We start from the raw sequence: 17,251 nt of genomic DNA, 5'->3' as shown, positions 1-17,251 counted from the left end.
AGTAGCTACGCCCGATCCTAGAGACTGCTGACTAGCCAAATCAGGGGTAATGAAAGCATTGACTGCTGCTACCCACTCTTGGGGTTGGTTGTCCTCGCCATCGATGTACCGAGCGATGGCCAAATGCTTTGGTGTTACTTCTAGGAGAAGCACATCCTTGGAGCTATCACTTACCAGTACTTCACCAGCAAATCCTCGCGGAGCACTGTCCAAAAGGTTGAAAACGTCACTGACCGACAAGCTGTAAGTAAGTATGAATTTGCCTATATCCTCAGGTCCGATATGCATCTCCGCTACCTGGGGGTCACGTATGGGCACATCAGCCCAGGCAAAGGCTACGCCGGCCTGATTTACGCCTGCAACTATCACCGGCGGCTTCCCGTCTGGGAAAGTCAGTTGAGAAGCAACGAACTTTTGCCCATCTCTTGGCTGCTCAACTATCACCTGGGTACGCACATTGTACGCGGCATCAGTGTTGGCCCCTATGATCCCCCCTTCAGGTATACCGATCAGTACTGCCCCAAAAAGAGGTTTTTCAGCAGAAACATGGCCAAGAGCCACAGCTCCAGCTGCTGTTAATAGGAAGGTCATCAGAAGTATCACTGTAAACACTTTACTAAGGCGGTTGATTCCTCTTCCCATCTTCATTGCAACTGGTCCCCCTCCCGCAGACTTTATGCTCCTTGGCCTATAAAAAAACCGGCCATATTGGCTATGGCCGGTTGCACTACTCGCTCCGCACAGTCCCAGTGCCCAATCTTGGACTGCACTTCAAAGCCTCCATATAACCCGCAAAGGTTTTTATTATTAAGTTTTTAAAGTAAGATTGCTATAATACACTAAACCGTTGCTTGTCTTAAAAATATTATAGTTGCAGTCATAATAGTTCGTCAACTACCCTCAGCAGAAATCAGTATGATCCTCTCTTTTCCTTTTATCTTCCAGAATATTCTCAATTAATTATTTTGCCCCTCCTCTTTATCTGTTATTTCGGAGCATTGGCACAGAATCTTTATAGTATCTTAAAGCTTCTAGTTATATTTTATTATGCTCACTCACATCCTCCGCCCAGTCGAGTTATGTTGTACAAACCAAATTTTTTAGCTTTTCTGGAAGGATTACTTGACTGCTTGGCGAATATACCTTTTTGGGCCAGCATTCTGTACACTGCACCAGCTTAGAAGAGATATCCGTAAGATGGCTTCGTTGCCCAACCATTTCTTCTGAAGGGGGCAGGTACCCTGTGGGAAGTAAGGTAGCAATAGCCACCGGCAAGGACCGGGTTCAAGCTGTAAGAACTGCGTTTCAGTATTTAGGCGGCATAGAGCAGTGGGTAAAGCCGGGCTACAAGGTACTGATCAAGCCCAATGTTATGACAGCCATGGGAACCCCCACCGTTACCCATATCGATGTAATCAAAGGATTGATCCTGCTTTGCCAGGAAGCCGGCGCCGGAGAGATTACCGTGGCCGAGAATTCCGTTTGTGGTATGTCTCCGCGAGTGCACTTTGAATACGCCGGTTATACTCGCGCCATCGAGGATCTTGGCGCCCAAGTTCATTTCTTTGATGAAGGCGAATGGGTTTACGTCGCCAAGCCAGACAATTACTGTCTACAGGATATGCACCTGCCCCGCAAGCTCATGGAAGCTGATGTTTGGATTACGGTACCAGTTGCCAAAACTCACGAGTCGACCCTAACTACGCTAGGAATTAAGAACAGCCATGGTATTCTGCCTGATGAGGACAAAGCCCGGCACCACCGAACCCGGCCAGAAAGTGGATCAAGCCTATGGGACAAATTCGTTGATATCCTGGCTACTAAAAAGCCCGACCTATGCGTCACCGATATGTACGAGGCCATGGAAGGCCAAGGGCCGGCATTCGGTTCTATTGTCACCATGAAACTGATTGTAGCCAGTAGCGATGTAGTAGCTTGCGATGCGGTGGTTGAAGCATTAATGGGATTAGATAATCTGGAGGGCCCCCTGACCCGGCTCGCTCACGAGCGTGGGCTAGGCGTAGGCGATATAAACCAAATTGAAATCGTAGGTGAGCCTTTGGCTGAGCACCGGCGGCCCTTTGCTCGAGCTGTTTCTGACCCAGTAATCAATTGCCCTCCCGGACTCACCATTTTACGGGGCGACGTATGCAAGGGTGGATGCCAAATGCCCCTTCGTTATGCCATCGATGTGTCCAATATCATTTATGCCAAAGACCACCAAGAATTTGGTGATGTATACATCTTGGTTGGCATGTACCCACCTCCACCACCTGAAGACAAATTCGTTGTGGCTTTTGGCGACTGCGCCATCTATACAACTTGGCATTATAGCTACCGCCAGAAACCTAAGAAAGTCGGCCCGTGGTTTAATCCTCGGCGCGGGTACGTTGATGTTATAGGATGTTGCCCTTTGGGCTTAGTATGGGTGCATGAGCTCAAGAATCTTACCAAGGGCTATGCCCCCATGGTACTTATGGCTGGCGGGTCAGTTGGAGCTTTTGAAGAACCTTCTGCCAACTTTAACTTCGGCACCGGCGTTCCGCCAGAGAAGCAACCCCGCCGCTGGCACTGGGACCGAAAATTTGCCGAGCGCTTTGCCAAAGAGATTGCCGAATCCAAACCCGCTACCTACATTTATGCTGCCAATGAAAGCATGAAAGGTAAAGCCCGCCCCGAAGTAGCCCGTAACATCACCAGCCAGCCGGCCTATGTAGCCGACCCGACATCTAGAGCCCTGCGGGCCAAGGGAGGTATTCGGTAATGGGCCTTACAGCTAGCCCGAAGGTTATTCCCATTGACGAGTTTACTAATCTGCAAAAGGTTGAAGGGATGCGGGAATCCCTGGAAGTTGAATACCCTCCAGTCAGCTATTCGCCTCGGCTGTGTGAGGTAAAGGAGTATGACCAAGAGGAAATCATCAGCTGGGCCCGACAATACTGCAAGGTCCCCTGGGTGCAAATGGTTAACGTTGGCCGGAGGATTCTGGAAGGGGAAGCCCTCAGCGCCGACGAAGCTACCGTACAGATTGCCCTAACTCCCTTTAAAGTCGATTACCGCTCCGCCTTTTACCTCCTGAGGGATACCCTTGGACTCCTGGTGTTTGATCCGGCCAACCTATTTACCATAATCATGGACGCCAAAGGCGAAACGATTTTGAAGGCCTACTTTGAGAATACCCGCTTTAATAATTATGTTGAGCTTGTGGATATTGACCCGACCGAGCCCTGGCTTAAAGAGGTAGAAGGTTGGATCATTGGGAGGCAGTGGGAAAGGCTGCGTCCCTTCCTCGACCAGAAAATGAAAGAGCTATATCGGCAGCCAGTCAACTGGGTGAAAGTGGCCAACCTTAATTTCTTTGCTGCCTTTAAAGAAGTATGGGATAAATACGAAAACAGCAATAATCTTGGCGATTACCTTATTGGGGCCTTTCAGGCCATCCAGAAGATATATCTTCACCAATGGATCAAGTTTACGCCCACACCCCCTGTGTTCGCGCGCTTAGAGGAGCTGATGACCAAGATTCTGGATGTAAGGATCGAAGATTTTATGACCAATCCTCAGCAAGATCCCACTTTAATTATCCCCGAGAGTGCAGAAGAGCGCTTGGTCATAGGTCTTCGTTCTGATGACTATGTGGTAGCTATCGATCTCGGAGGCCCTGATTGTAGGAACCTCCTGCTTTCCTTTGATGTGACCCGAGGCCGCCAGCATATGTCCTTGCCGGCCCTGGCCAAGTACTTGGGACATAAAACTAGAGCCAAGTATACTTTGACAGTCGATTACCGTGCTCTTCGGCCTATTCTGTACGATTTGGTCAACCGCCCCTTGCCTCGCAATAACCTCATTGTATCGGAAACTTCTTTTCAAGAAATTTTGCGGCTAGTAAGGAATTACGGCCGCCAGTGGGCAATTTGGCCAGTCCCTCTTCCTTTAAAGAGTTGGGTAGCCATTGGAGCCAGGTTACTGGGTGTGCCCTACGGCATCCACCGCTTATCCCACTGGTTTTTGCCTCGCCTTACCCACAGGACGCTTCCAATCCTCATGGGTTATCATACCCAGAATGCCGTATTTCTCCTAGACCGCGATCGCCCTTTGGCAGCAGTGGTAATCGACTGGTTGAACAGCGATCTCAAACGGGTAGTCTCCTATCCTGTCAGCGAACTCCAGGCTACTTTTTCCAGAATGAGCGAAAACTTCGACGACATCAAGGAACGCTTGCACCGGGCGCGATTCCAAATGTGGAACCAGGTAGGCTGGATCAACTACTCAGTTGGCATTCAAAAGCAATTGGTAGAGGAGCTCTTAGCCTTGGTGCTCAGCGGACAGGCTAATTCTATTTTCAAGGTCTTTGGGCTCTTACGCCGTGTCCGCAAGCTTTGGCATCTCCTAAAAAGAGGAGCCTTGGCTCTCTATCCCGATTTCCTGTTAGCTCGGCTATGGCAATGGGCCAATAAGGAGGGCCTATATACAGTGGTTATGGCCATCCTGCAAATCGTTTTTGATAGTAAGCGCAGGCGAGGTTATCTGTTTATAGGCACGTTAGTTAAAGGCTTGGTAGCAATCATCGTTATGGCTTTGGTCGTAATCGGGTTGGTGTGGGGGCTATAGCTTGGTCGGCCATGATGATAGCCGGAAATTGGACGGTGGATAGGGGGTGGTCATTCGGCAAGGCAATAGGAGAATACCGATGTCGCATTAAACAGTGTTGGACAAAGGGAAATGGAGGTGGGCATGATGCTTCCCGACTACTTTGAGTTTTCGCTTCCCTCGCGAGTTATTGCCGGAAGAGGCCTCCTCGATTCAATGGCTGCAGAGATCGAGGCGCTTGGCGTGACCAAGGGAATGGTAGTGACCGATAAGGTATTGCAGGAGGCAGGAGTAGTAAGAAGAGTACTGGACGCACTTGGGAGTTCATCCCTGGAAATAGCCTACGTATTTGATGAAGTTCCGCCAGATTCCGATACGGAAATAGTCCAAAAAGGAGCCGAACTGGCGCGAGAACATGGAGTCGATTTCTTACTAGCCATCGGTGGCGGTAGCAGCATGGATACTGCCAAGGGCATCAACATCGTTTATACCTTGGGTGGAAACATACTTGATCACCAAGGTGCTGGAGTTGTTGCTGCTCCGTTAGCCTTAAAACTGGTAGCTATCCCCACCACTTCGGGTACTGGGAGCGAAGTAACTGGTGTAGCAGTCATTAAGGATCGAGCTCAAAACCTGAAACTCTCTTACCCAAGTCCCTTTCTTACGCCCAATCTTTCTATCTTGATACCGGAACTTACCTTGAGCATGTCGCCACGATTGACTGCCGCTACCGGGATGGATGCCTTGACCCATGCGGTGGAAGCCTATTTGTCTACCAATGCCGACCCATTTTCCGATGGATTGGCTCTGCACGCCATTAAGATCATCTGCCAGCACTTGCCGGCAGCCACGCACAATGGCCAAGATCTGGAGGCTCGCTACCAGATGCAGGTTGGAGCTTGTATTGCCGGGGCATCCTTTACCTACCCCCTCGTAGGCGTGGTCCATGCCTCCGCCCACGCAGCCGGTGGGGTGCACGGGCTCCACCACGGCCTTGGCTGTTCCATTATGTTGCCTTATGGTATGGAGTTCAATCTAGAGGTGAGCCCAGAACGCTATCGGGATATTGCCCAGGCCATGGGTATTGACGTGCGTGGTTTGTCCGGCGAAGAAGCTGGTTGGAAAGCAATAGAAAAAGTCTGGAGATTGGCCAAAGATTGCGGATTACCAACCAATTTGAAGGACGCTGGCGTGCCCCAAGAAGCGATTCACATCATTGCCGAGGTTGCCCTTACCGACGGTGCCATGGTGACTAATCCCCGTCCTGCCGAATTGGAAGACTTGCAGCAGTTGATGCAACAGGCTTATGAGGGGGCTCTGGATCAAAAGTTTGCCTAGCGCCTACCCCTTAGCCTATCATCTTCAAGGAGGTATTGTTATGCCATTGTTTAAGGACTCGGAGGAAATTAGGCAAATACTGGGTGAGTTTTTTGTCCAGAATCGTCAGCACCCAGAAGTGGGCCCCAAAATTAAGGACGGATCCCTGGTGGTGCAATTTCACTATACTGATCCGGAGATTATCATCACCGTTGATTCCAAGAACCCCGATCCCGGCTACTACTTTAATGTTTACTTTGGCAGCGAAGGCCCCGAGCCAGAAGTCACTTTCTCCGGGAAAGCAGATATCGGGCATAAATTCTGGTTGGGGGAGCTCAATCTGACGGCCGCTTTAGCACGCCGCCAGCTTGTAGCTAAGGGTGCCATCAATAAAGCCCTTAAACTCCTCCCTGCCCTCAAGCCCGCGTACCAAGCTTACAAGGATTTCCTTCTGGAAATGGGTCGGGCCGATTTGGCAAGCTGAGTTGGAAAAATTGCCCTCTAAAGGAGGACAGGGCATGAAGGGGTATATGGAAAAGATTCTCGAGGTTGATCTTACCAGCGGAAAGATCAGCACTACCTCGCTCGACGAACAGTTGGCTCGCGATTTTGTAGGGGGCAGCGGTTTGGCCGCCAAGCTAATTCTGGATCGGTTAGGAGCTGCCATTGCCACTCTGGATCCTCTTAGTCCTGAAAACCCGTTGGTCTTTGCAACTGGTCCTTTAACCGGGACCGGCCTCCCTTCCACGGGAAGGTCTACAGTTAGCGCTATTTCTCCCTATACCGGCATATGGGGAGAGGCTAACGTGGGCGGGTTCTTTGGAGCCGAGCTGAAGTTTGCCGGCTTTGACGTTCTTTACATTACCGGAAAAGCGCAGCAGCCGGTTTATCTCCGAATAGAAGACAACCAGGTGGAAATCGTCCCTGCTTCTGACCTCTGGGGCAAAGGAACTTATGAAGTCACCGACACCCTAACCGCCAAATACGACAACGGGAGAAAGAAGGTTCAGGTTGCTTGTATTGGTCCTGCTGCCGAAAATGGAGTGCTGTTTGCCAGCATCGTTCATAATAAGGGTCACTTGTTTGGGCGATGCGGTATGGGGGCAGTAATGGCATCAAAGCACTTAAAGGCCATCGTAGTAAGGGGTAGCCAAAAGGTCCCTGTGTTTGACCCCGACCGGGCAAGGGAAGTCCGAAAAGAATGGAGGGAACTGCAGGAAGGAAGCATCATCCTCGAATCCATAGGCGGCATGGGCAGTTTAAGCGGCATGGATACGGGGTATCTTACCGGTGATGTGCCCACCCGCAACTGGACGTTAGGTACCTGGGATGAAGGCCAAGCGTTGATCAATGCTCCGGCCCTTAGCGAAAACTATCTCATCGGGACCAAAACCTGCTATGGTTGCAGCATATCTTGCAAGCGCCATGTTGAGGTTAAGGAAGGCCCGTACGCTATTGAACCTGGCCCTGGACCCGAATACGAGACGGTAGCTGTTTTTGGTAGTTTATGCCTCAACTCGGACTTGGCCTCCATCTGCTGGATAAACCGATTCTGCAACGATTATGGCATGGATACTATCTCTTGTGGAAGCACGGTGGCTTGGGCTATTGACTGCTATGAGGCCGGGTTGATAAACGCGGAGGTAACCGGTGGGCTAGAGCTTACCTGGGGCAACACAGAAGCCATCGTCGAGCTGGTCAAGCAGATTGGCAACTGCCAGGGCTTCGGTGCTATACTGGCCAAAGGAAGTCGCCGAGCTGCCCGGGAGCTAGGAGCCGCTACCGAATCTCTGTTAACCACAGTCAAAGGGCTGGAGTCACCCATGCATGATCCCCGCGCTACTCACGGCCTCGGGCTTGCTTATGCCACCGGATACCGAGGGTCCTGCCATGTCTCAGACAAGACCATGTGGATCGAACAAGGCGTATCTTTGTACCCTGGAGTAAACATAACCGATGCCGTAGAAGGTCAAGTCAGCAAAGGCAAGGCCCAGCTGGTGGTAACCGCCCAGAATCTGGCCGGCATATTTAGCAACGCCGCCATCCTCTGCGAATTCGGATCTATTCCCATCGATGACCTCAACCTTTGCGCAGGCTTAGCAGTAGTGACTGGGGAAGAGTGGTCCCCAGAACTGATTCAGGAGCGAGGAGAAAGGATTTGGCTCACCAAGCGGGTGATCAACTGCCTCCGCGGCATCCGTAGCCAAGACGACCGGTTGCCAGATAAGATACTTACGCCCCTTGAGGATGGGGTTACAGCCGGCTCGGTCCCAGACATAGAACTAATGCTGCGCGAATTCTACCAGCTTCGGGGACTCGATGCAACGGGAAGGCCCCTGCCCGATAAGCTAGCCCAAGTGGGTTTGGCGGAAGCCAATCAATTACTAGCAACGGCGGCAGCTGGCTAAGACTCGATTGGAAGATGGGCCGGTGCCGGGTTGGGAGACAGCCACCTTTGCCCCGGCCCTATTTCGCTTTTTGCGATTCGCCGTTGAGATAGAGGTGGCTAAAATGGATGTAATTATTATCGGTAGCGGCTACGGCGGCTTATCTACTGCGGCCCTACTGGCTCGCCAAAACCTCAGGGTTTTGGTCCTAGAGCAGGCTGGTAACATTGGAGGCCGGGCCTCGTATCGTCGCCGCAACGGTTACATCGTAGAGTACGGCCTTCATGCCAACCGCTTTGGCAGCGAGGGGGCCGCCCAGCGACTAATGCACATGTTGGGGGAGTCCATCGATTTCTGTCATCCCGGGCCGCCGGTTTACTTTCACCGAGGGCGGTTTTATCCTTTCCCAAATTCAGCCCCCAAATTCTTGACTACCAAGATTTTAAGTTTTCCCGAAAGATTACAGGCAACTAACATTCTGCTGCGCTTGCTAATGGCAAAACCTGAGTCCTCATGGCAGCGCCCTTACTCGCAGCTGATTGGCAAGGTCCGGTCCGGTGCGCTGAAGGAGCTAATGGTGGCCTTAGCGGGTATTGGCATTGTTGCTATAGATCCCGAAAAGACCTCGGTGGGCGAGCTATCAGTATTCATTAGGAAAAGTTTAAAAGCTAAAGAAAAGGTAGCCTATCCCCGAGGCGGAACCAGCCAGATTCTGAACAAGCTGCGACAAGTTATCGAAAAAGGTGGGGGTGAAATCCGACTCCATAGTCAGGTGAAGCAAATCTCCTTTTCTAAGGATAAGGCGATTGCCGTCGAATTGGCTGACGGGAACCGTCTTCAGGCTCAGGCCATTGTGTGTGCTTTCCCGGTGCAAAATTTGTCTCGCATAGTCCCCAAGAATCTCTTTCCTAAATCCCTTGCTTCCCGAGTTACCAGCCTAGAGCCCACCGCTGGGATTGCCCTAGATTTTGGTTTAAAGAAGCCGGTGTCGGACATAGATGGCTTGGTAGTGACCGGCAAGCCAGTAACTATGGGTCAGTTTTCGTCCAACATCGATGCTTCGGTAGCACCCCCCGGTAAGCAAATCGGGTCTTGGTACTATCCCCTTCCCGAATCAATCATGAAAAATCGTGAGCGGATAGAAAGAGAAATTAGGACCCTTAGGAAGATTCTCGAACAAATGTTCCCGGGCATATGGGAAAACCTAGAGTGGGAAAGAATATTGACGTTATCCATGGTAGATGGATTTGTCCCTCGACCTGGCCAAGCTCGGCCTGACCGCCCGCCTATAAGGGTACCAGGCTTCACCAACCTATTCCTGGCTGGCGATACTACGTCTGCGGAAGGCACTGGTGGCGACTGTGCCTTCAATTCCGCCATTGAGTGCGCAGAAGCAGTAACCAGCTACCTCAAATCCTTAGGTTCCTAGGTCGCGGTTTTTGTCTTCGGAACTAGTACTGGTTTCGCCTACCGAGGCTCTAACCAGGTGGGCAGAAATGGTTTTTGTTAGTAAGTAGAGAGGGCGAAGTACCACAAGTACCATCAGAATAACCGTAAGCCAAGGCCATAAGCCCAAGCTATCCCACTTGGTCAGGGAGATCCATACCGTTCCCCATAAGCGATAGATTAAGTTGGTAACTGTTAGAGTCTTAAGCGCATAAAAGCTACGTACCCAGGAGCGTTGAATGGCTTGGGCCTCTTGAAAGTCGAGCGGTGTTGCCCGGTCAGCAGGCAGTTTTATCAGTTCACGGGGATCGTCAGGAAGCAACACATAATAAGAAATCAAGGAGAAGATAGCATATAAAGCTGCAGCTAAAGAGATGTAGGACCACAGGATCAAAGGGTTCTTGGTGGCAAGCACCGTTGGCTTTCCGAAGAAAGAAAAGTCTACTGGCATCAATAACGCCATTTCCTCAAGCCCCGATACCAATACGTAAATACCCCATCCTATTAACCCTACCGGAATCAGTTCAATTATGGGCGGATAACAGCTCTTCAGCCTCTCCCACACGTTCCCTCCCATGGATTACGTCGGCGCCTCCCTATGAGCTTTTGGCCGGCCAAATTAGATTGATCCATGGTACTCCTGAATGCTTTTTACTTGGAATTCTTCTCGCTTTTGTGCCTTAATTCCTTCTACGGCCGCTTTGGCTCCTTGAATGGTAGTGATAATAGGGATTTTGTGCATGGTTGCCAGCCGGCGCATCTTGTATTCGTCATACTTGGGACCTTTGCCTACTGGGGTATTGATTAGGAGGTCGACATGGCCATTCTTAATATGGTCTAGGATGTGAGGCCGTCCCTCAGCCAGTTTGTTGACCCTGGTAACTTCAAGGCCGTTCTGGCGGAAGAACTTGGCAGTGCCAGGGGTAGCCCAAATCTTGAATCCCAATTGGGACAACTCTTTAGCTAAGTGCAAAGCAGCCTCTTTATCTCTGTCAGCTACCGTAATTAGGGCCGTACCGGTTAGCGGCAATGGTGTTTCGGCTACTATCTGGGATTTGGCGAAAGCAGCCCCAAAAGTTTCATCGATCCCCATCACTTCCCCAGTGGACCGCATTTCTGGACCTAGGATGATATCAACCCCAGGGAATTTAATAAATGGAAAGACTGCTTCTTTGACCGCAGTATACTTGGGAACTCGCTCTTCGGTTATGCCCAGCTCGGCCAAGGTTTTGCCTAACATGACTTTGGTAGCAATCTTTGCCCAAGGGATACCGGTAGCTTTGCTGACAAAAGGAATAGTTCGCGACGCCCGCGGGTTAACTTCCAGGATGTAGATCTTACCATTCTTAATGGCGTACTGGACGTTGATTAAACCAACTACGTTCAACGCTCGAGCCAGGAGCCTAGTGCTTTGCTTGAGCTCTTCCACTTGCGAAGGCAACAGACTATAAGGAGGAAGGCTACAGGAGCTATCACCGGAATGAACCCCAGCTTGTTCGATGTGCTCCATTACCCCGGCAATTATAGTCGTTTGCCCATCGCTAACTGCATCGACGTCAACCTCAGTGGCATCTTCAATGAACTTATCAATAAGCACCGGATACTCAGGGGATACCTGAACAGCGCGGCTCATATAGGCCTCCAGCTCTCCCTCATCATAGACAATCTCCATAGCTCGGCCACCAAGTACGTACGAGGGTCGAACTAAGACCGGGTACCCAATTTGCTGGGCCACAGTCTTGGCTTCAGCCACCGAACGTCCGGTGCCATTGGGAGGCTGCAGCAAGCCTAGCCCCTTTACGATCTCGGCAAATTTCTCGCGGTCCTCGGCCAAATCGATGTTTCGCGGCGAGGTACCAAGAATGGGCACGCCCGCTTCCTCCAAGGAAAGCGCCAGCTTGAGAGGGGTTTGGCCTCCAAACTGAAGGATAACACCTTCGGGTTTTTCCTTGTCATAGATATTGAGAACATCTTCCAAGGTCAAGGGTTCGAAATATAGTTTATCGGAGGTGTCGTAATCAGTGCTAACTGTCTCCGGGTTACAGTTGACCATAATTACTTCCCGGCCTTCCTCCTTAGAAGCAAAAGCTGCCTGCACGCAGCAGTAGTCGAACTCGATACCTTGTCCGATACGGTTGGGGCCGCCTCCCAAGATCATGACTTTACGACGATCCGACTTCCGTACCTCGTCCTCGGCTTCATAAGTGGAATAATAGTAAGGGGTATAGGCTTCAAACTCAGCTGCACACGTATCTACTAACTTATATACCGCTTCTATACCTCGGCTAATGCGCTTCTCCCTTACCTCCGCTTCTGAAACCCCTGCTAGATAAGCTATTTGGCAATCCGAAAACCCCCACGATTTGGCTTGCAAGAGCAAGCGACGGTCAATTCGACCCACATCGCCTCCAACTCGCTGCAACTGTTCGGCTAGTTCGGTTTCCATATCAATTATTTGCTTAATGTTATAAAGAAACCATTTATCAATTTTGGTGTACCCGTAGATCTCATCAATATCCATTCCCGCCTGAAAACCATAGCGCAAGTAGAAAAGACGGTCCGGCCCTGGAACAACTAGCTTTTCTCGAATTTCTGCTTTTAACTGCTCCAGCTGTTCGGGCGATACGGAGGTCAACCTTAGGTCGTCGTGCCCGTCCGCACCTAACCCCATTCGCTTCTGTTCTAAAGAACGAATGGCCTTTTGTAAAGCTTCTTTAAACGTCCGGCCAATCGCCATCACTTCGCCCACCGATTTCATCTGGGTGGTCAAAGTAGTATCAGCCCCAGGAAATTTGGCAAAATCCCAGCGGGGAATCTTGACCACGCAGTAATCAATGGTAGGCTCAAAGCTAGCTGGCGTCTTCTTAGTAATGTCATTAGCTATTTCGTCCAGGCTATAGCCAATGGCCAGCTTGGCAGCGATCTTGGCAATGGGGAATCCCGTGGCCTTGGAAGCTAAAGCCGAGGAACGGGAAACTCGAGGATTCATTTCAACTACCAGCATGCGCCCAGTCTCAGGATTCATGGCAAATTGAATATTAGAACCGCCGGTCTCTACCCCAATGGCGCGGATAATGTTAATGGCGGCATCACGCATACTTTGATACTCTTTGTCGGAAAGCGTCTGGGCAGGTGCTACCGTAATGCTATCACCGGTGTGAATCCCCATAGGATCAAAATTCTCGATGGAACAGATGATTACCACATTGTCGAGCCGATCCCGCATCACTTCTAGTTCATATTCCTTCCAACCAATTACCGACTCTTCCACCAGGACTTCCTTGACAGGGCTATAGTCCAGGCCATTCTCTACCATCTCCCGAAGTTCTTCAACATTATAGGCAATACCACCCCCGGTCCCGCCTAGGGTATAGGAAGGTCGTATCACTACCGGATAGCCAACTTGGTCGGCAAAAGATAGAGCCTCTTCTATACTGTGCACCAAGCGGCTACGAGCTACCTCCAAGCCTATCTTCTCCATGGTCTCCCGAAAGAGCTCCCGCTTTTCTGCCCGCTCAATGGCCTCAAACTTGGCACCGATAAGTTCAACCCCGTAGCGTTCCAAAACTCCGTTTCGGGCCAATTCGGCGGCAATATTAAGGCCCGTTTGACCTCCTACCGTAGGGAGCATCACGTCGGGCCTTTCGCGGGCAATTACTTTCTCAATAATTTCGGGAGTTAGGGGCTCAATGTAAGTTCGGTCGGCCATATCCGGGTCCGTCATGATAGTAGCCGGGTTATTATTAACCAAAACCACTTCGTAACCTTCTTCTCTAAGAGCCTTACAAGCCTGGGAACCGGAATAATCGAATTCGCAAGCCTGGCCGATGACTATAGGCCCTGAGCCGATGAGTAGAACCTTCTTAATATCGTTACGTCTTGGCATTGCGTCACCTTCCTATGACTTTCCTGCTGTTTACCTGGTTTCTTCCATGAGGCTTGCAAATCGCTCAAACAGGTAGCGAGAATCATGAGGTCCAGGTGAAGCTTCAGGGTGGTACTGAACCGAAAAACACTTCAAGCTACGGTGCTCCATTCCTTCCAAAGTGCGATCGTTTAAATTAACATGGGTAATGCGCAACTCCCGAAGGAGGTCGGGATTGTTACAAGTGTGAGGATCGGGGCGGCATACACAAAAGCCATGATTCTGAGCAGTAATTTCTACCCTGCCTGTAGCTAGATCTTTAACTGGCTGGTTGCCCCCCCGGTGGCCAAACTTGAGTTTAAATGTATCCAATCCCAAGGCGCGACCCAGGAACTGATGGCCTAGGCAGATACCAAAGATTGGCTTTTTGCCAAGCAGCTTCTTAATTTCCTCGATTGCATAGGGCACCCCAGCTGGATCGCCTGGGCCATTGGAAAGAAAGATACCGTCCGGGTCTAGCCCTAGCACTTCCTCGGCCTTAGTCCAGGCTGGAACGACAATCACTTCGCAACCGATGGCTTCAAGCAAACGAAGGATATTGTACTTAACTCCGTAATCAAATGCCACCACCCGGTACTTGTACTGACTACTCTTTGGCCCTATAGCAGATAAGCTACCTGTTACTCCGTCGATACTCTTGGGCCCTTGCTGCCAGCGGTAAGGTTGCCTGCAGGTAACGTGTTGAACCATATCCCGACCTACTAAACCTGGGTAAGCTCTAACCTTCTCAAGCAACCGCTTAATATCAAAATCCCTGGTAGAGATTACCCCTTTCATCGCCCCGGCTTCCCGAATGTGCTTAGTCAGCGCCCGGGTATCGATTCCTTCTATTCCCAATATCCCAAATTGTTCCAAGAACTCCTTTAGAGTGCGCTGGCTTCGCCAGTTATGAGGAAAGCGGCTATATTCCCGGACCACAAGAGCCTCAACGTGAGGCTTAAAGGACTCTACGTCTTCAGCATTAATACCATAATTGCCGATCAGGGGATAAGTGAGGGTCACGATCTGGCCTTTATAGGAAGGATCAGTAAGAATCTCCTGATAGCCAGTCATGCTAGTATTAAAAACGACCTCGCCGAAGATTTCTCCTTCTCCAGCAAAGGCCTCACCTTCCAAAGCAAAGCCGTCCTCCAAAACTAGGACCGCCTTCATCTCAATCACGCCTCTTTCCTCTCCCATTTTAAGGGCAACACCCCTACCCTTCCGAAACGAGAATTATCCCAGATCTCGCCTGGAAAGTCAACCAAAAAAGAAAACTCCCCTGGGAGTGGGTTGGATAGTCCAGGGGAATGGCTCCAACATGATTCAGTTTGTTTTCTATAGGCCAGCCCTTTTTCGCTCTTCGGCTGCGAGCTCTCGCCTCAGGATCTTTCCTACTGCGCTCATGGGCAATGAATCTCGGAATTCGACTAGGCGAGGCACCTTGTAAGCCGCCATTTTTTGCCGGCAGTATTCAATAACTTCCTGCTCAGACATAGTTTCCCCAGGTCTTAACACCACAAAGGCCTTCACTGTTTCCCCTCGGTACTTATCGGGAACACCAACCACTGCCGCCTGCATTACCTTGGGATGCTCGTACAGCACTTCTTCTACATCCCGGGGATAGATGTTGTAGCCGCCGGCAATAATCATTTCCTTCTTGCGGTCCACAATGTAGAAATAGCCGTCTTCATCCATCTTGGCAATGTCTCCTGTATATAGCCAACCATCGCGCAGGGTAGCTGCAGTGTCCTCAGGCATATTCCAGTATCCCTTCATGACTTGCGGGCCTTTAATGATAAGCTCGCCTACCTGGTTTTCGCCAAGTTCGCGAGTACCCGTCTCCAAGTCAACTATCTTACAGTCAGTGTCGGATATTGGCAGACCAATGCTTCCTACTTTGGTCATTCCACCTAGAGGGTTGCAATGGGTAACCGGTGAGGTTTCCGACAGACCATAGCCCTCCAGTAAGGGAGCGCCAATTTTTCGCTTAAATTCAGCAATCAATTCCACCGGGCAAGGTGCCCCGCCGCTGATGGTGTTACGAATACAAGCCACATTATACTCCTCTACCCGAGGATGATTAACAATGGCCGTAAACATGGTGGGAACCCCAGGAAAAATGGTGGGTTGGTGGGCTTTAATAACCTCGAGAACTTCATCGGGATTGAACCGGGGAACCAGAATCATGGTCAAACCCATTACTACCGGCAGGTTCATGGAACAAGTCATGCCAAAGGAGTGAAAGAATGGGAGTACGCTCAGGACCCTTTCCTGTCCGGGCACGGCGTCATGAAACCAATGGCGTACCTGCCAGGCGTTGGCCACTAAGTTTTTATGGGTCAACATCACTCCCTTGGAAACACCAGTAGTACCTCCAGTATACTGGAATATAGCCACGTCATTCTCCAAATCAATACTTACCGGCGGTACCCCGCCACCAGTATTAGCCGCTAGCTCCTCAAGGCGTAAGACACTATCATCTACGGGCATCCGCTCGGCAAAGCTAAAGGTGATGAGGGTCTCCCAGCAGGCTTCAGCCCGAGCATTCTTTATCCGGGGGTATAGCGCATCATAAAAGATTACTACCTTGGCCCCGGAGTCATTGGCTTGGTACAGGATTTCTCTTTCCACGTACATGGGGTTGGTCTGTACCACTATGGCTCCCAGCTTAAGGATGCTGTAATAGGCAATCACAAACTGAGGACAATTAGGGGCCATAAGCATTACCCGGTCGCCTTTTTTAACCCCCAGCTTGCTCAAGGCGGTAGCAAACCGGCTCACCGCAAAAGCCAAGGCGGAGTAGGTCATTTGCTGGCCAAAGAATATCGTAGCCAGCGTATCCGGAAACTGCTGAGCAGTCTGGTCAAGTAGCTGCGGCAGGGTTTGATTAGGGTAATTAAGCCGGATTGGCACCTGGCTCGGGTAATGCCTGGCCCAAGGCCTGGTGGTCAAGTCAGTGTTTGTCATACCATTATTTCCTTTCCGTAATTTCGAATAGTTCATGGTACTCTGCCTACTTGACTCCCTTTAAGGCTAATCCTCAGTCATTCTCACCTCCGCCTTAGAACAGACGAGGCCCCCGCATATGGTGGCTAGTTACCCCTAGCGGCTCGCGCCTCCCCCACCACTGGAACCGCCACCAAAGCCACCGCTACCAAAACCACCAAAGCCACCGCTACCAAAACCACCGCCGGGAAATCCACCTGGGAAGCCACCCCCCCAAAACGGTCCCGACTTGCCTCCAGGATATCCCTGTTTACGCCTGCGGATAGCGGTCAACGAATAAGCTATTACAAAAACGAAAAACACTAGTATCCCCCAAGGGAAGCCGTCAAGCCCGTTGCTTTCTACGGGATAATCTTTCAGTGACTGTAGCTGGGGATCAGCACTAATATCTAAGTTATACTCCTTGGCTACCTCTCCAGCTAAAGCCAGGTAACCTTGGTAAATACCGTCGCTATATTTGCCAGATTGCCAGGCCGGCAAAACGTATTCATCCAGGATCCGACCAGCTTTTCCATCGGGTATAGCCCCCTCCAACCCATACCCTACCTCTATGCGGACCTTGCCACTTTGCCCGGAAAGCATCCTGTCCTTAACTATC

General features: G+C 50.7%; 12 protein-coding genes and 1 riboswitch. Of the genes, 6 read left to right on the top strand and 6 right to left on the bottom strand.

What is annotated here, in order from left to right; all coding sequences use genetic code 11:
* On the bottom strand, nucleotides 1-648 hold a 648-nt coding region (locus tag H5U02_09100; protein ID MBC7342584.1), incomplete at its 3' end, for a hypothetical protein.
* A gap of 61 nt (nucleotides 649-709) precedes the next feature.
* Nucleotides 710-791: riboswitch (cyclic di-GMP riboswitch) on the bottom strand.
* Nucleotides 792-1,243: 452 nt separating this feature from the next.
* On the opposite strand from H5U02_09100, the gene H5U02_09095 reads away from it, so the two are divergent.
* From H5U02_09095 to H5U02_09070, 6 genes are all read left to right on the top strand, one after another.
* Nucleotides 1,244-2,764, top strand: coding sequence for a DUF362 domain-containing protein (locus H5U02_09095; GenBank protein MBC7342583.1), 1,521 nt, complete (start codon nucleotides 1,244-1,246; stop codon nucleotides 2,762-2,764).
* Nucleotides 2,764-4,611 (top strand): hypothetical protein, encoded by a 1,848-nt coding sequence (locus H5U02_09090; protein MBC7342582.1) that lies wholly within the window; start codon nucleotides 2,764-2,766, stop codon nucleotides 4,609-4,611. Before H5U02_09095 ends, H5U02_09090 begins: the two co-directional genes overlap by 1 nt.
* Nucleotides 4,612-4,734: 123 nt before the next feature.
* Nucleotides 4,735-5,928 carry an iron-containing alcohol dehydrogenase gene (locus H5U02_09085; GenBank protein ID MBC7342581.1) on the top strand — a complete coding sequence of 398 codons (1,194 nt, stop codon included), beginning with the start codon at nucleotides 4,735-4,737 and terminating at the stop codon, nucleotides 5,926-5,928.
* Nucleotides 5,929-5,968: 40 nt separating this feature from the next.
* The gene (locus H5U02_09080) at nucleotides 5,969-6,391 is read left to right on the top strand and encodes an SCP2 sterol-binding domain-containing protein (GenBank protein ID MBC7342580.1); all 423 of its coding nucleotides are present in this window, start codon (nucleotides 5,969-5,971) and stop codon (nucleotides 6,389-6,391) included.
* A 34-nt stretch (nucleotides 6,392-6,425) separates the two neighbouring features.
* The gene (locus H5U02_09075; protein ID MBC7342579.1) at nucleotides 6,426-8,315 is read left to right on the top strand and encodes an aldehyde ferredoxin oxidoreductase family protein; all 1,890 of its coding nucleotides are present in this window, start codon (nucleotides 6,426-6,428) and stop codon (nucleotides 8,313-8,315) included.
* A 22-nt stretch (nucleotides 8,316-8,337) separates the two neighbouring features.
* Nucleotides 8,338-9,723: an NAD(P)/FAD-dependent oxidoreductase gene (locus H5U02_09070; GenBank protein MBC7342578.1), complete on the top strand. Its 1,386-nt coding sequence runs from the start codon at nucleotides 8,338-8,340 to the stop codon at nucleotides 9,721-9,723.
* Here the strand turns inward: H5U02_09070 and H5U02_09065 are convergent.
* From H5U02_09065 to H5U02_09045, 5 genes are all read right to left on the bottom strand, one after another.
* Entirely contained in the window at nucleotides 9,712-10,317 is a 606-nt protein-coding gene (locus tag H5U02_09065) for a hypothetical protein (GenBank protein MBC7342577.1), read from the bottom strand. The two genes, H5U02_09070 and H5U02_09065, sit on opposite strands and share 12 nt — an antisense overlap.
* Nucleotides 10,318-10,359: 42 nt before the next feature.
* Nucleotides 10,360-13,626, bottom strand: coding sequence for a carbamoyl-phosphate synthase large subunit (gene carB / locus H5U02_09060; protein MBC7342576.1), 3,267 nt, complete (start codon nucleotides 13,624-13,626; stop codon nucleotides 10,360-10,362).
* A gap of 30 nt (nucleotides 13,627-13,656) precedes the next feature.
* On the bottom strand, nucleotides 13,657-14,817 hold the full coding sequence (gene carA / locus H5U02_09055; protein ID MBC7342575.1) for a glutamine-hydrolyzing carbamoyl-phosphate synthase small subunit: 1,161 nt from the start codon (nucleotides 14,815-14,817) through the stop codon (nucleotides 13,657-13,659).
* A 165-nt stretch (nucleotides 14,818-14,982) separates the two neighbouring features.
* The gene (locus H5U02_09050; protein ID MBC7342574.1) at nucleotides 14,983-16,614 is read right to left on the bottom strand and encodes a long-chain fatty acid--CoA ligase; all 1,632 of its coding nucleotides are present in this window, start codon (nucleotides 16,612-16,614) and stop codon (nucleotides 14,983-14,985) included.
* A 135-nt stretch (nucleotides 16,615-16,749) separates the two neighbouring features.
* The coding region (locus H5U02_09045) for a TPM domain-containing protein (GenBank protein MBC7342573.1) at nucleotides 16,750-17,251 on the bottom strand (502 nt) is incomplete at its 5' end.

The organism is Clostridia bacterium (genome assembly GCA_014360065.1).
Lineage (GTDB): Bacteria > Bacillota > DSM-521 > Neomoorellales > JACIYF01 > JACIYF01.
This window is presented reverse-complemented; position numbering and strand designations above follow the sequence as displayed.

What these genes read in the sequence shown, in the direction of transcription:
- H5U02_09090 (MBC7342582.1), top strand. Translation starts at nt 2,764, where the DNA reads ATGGGCCTTACAGCTAGCCCGAAGGTTATTCCCATTGACGAGTTTACT.
- H5U02_09085 (MBC7342581.1), top strand. Translation starts at nt 4,735, where the DNA reads ATGATGCTTCCCGACTACTTTGAGTTTTCGCTTCCCTCGCGAGTTATT.
- H5U02_09080 (MBC7342580.1), top strand. Translation starts at nt 5,969, where the DNA reads ATGCCATTGTTTAAGGACTCGGAGGAAATTAGGCAAATACTGGGTGAG.
- H5U02_09075 (MBC7342579.1), top strand. Translation starts at nt 6,426, where the DNA reads ATGAAGGGGTATATGGAAAAGATTCTCGAGGTTGATCTTACCAGCGGA.
- H5U02_09065 (MBC7342577.1), bottom strand. Translation starts at nt 10,317, where the DNA reads ATGGGAGGGAACGTGTGGGAGAGGCTGAAGAGCTGTTATCCGCCCATA.
- carB (MBC7342576.1), bottom strand. Translation starts at nt 13,626, where the DNA reads ATGCCAAGACGTAACGATATTAAGAAGGTTCTACTCATCGGCTCAGGG.
- carA (MBC7342575.1), bottom strand. Translation starts at nt 14,817, where the DNA reads ATGAAGGCGGTCCTAGTTTTGGAGGACGGCTTTGCTTTGGAAGGTGAG.
- H5U02_09050 (MBC7342574.1), bottom strand. Translation starts at nt 16,614, where the DNA reads ATGACAAACACTGACTTGACCACCAGGCCTTGGGCCAGGCATTACCCG.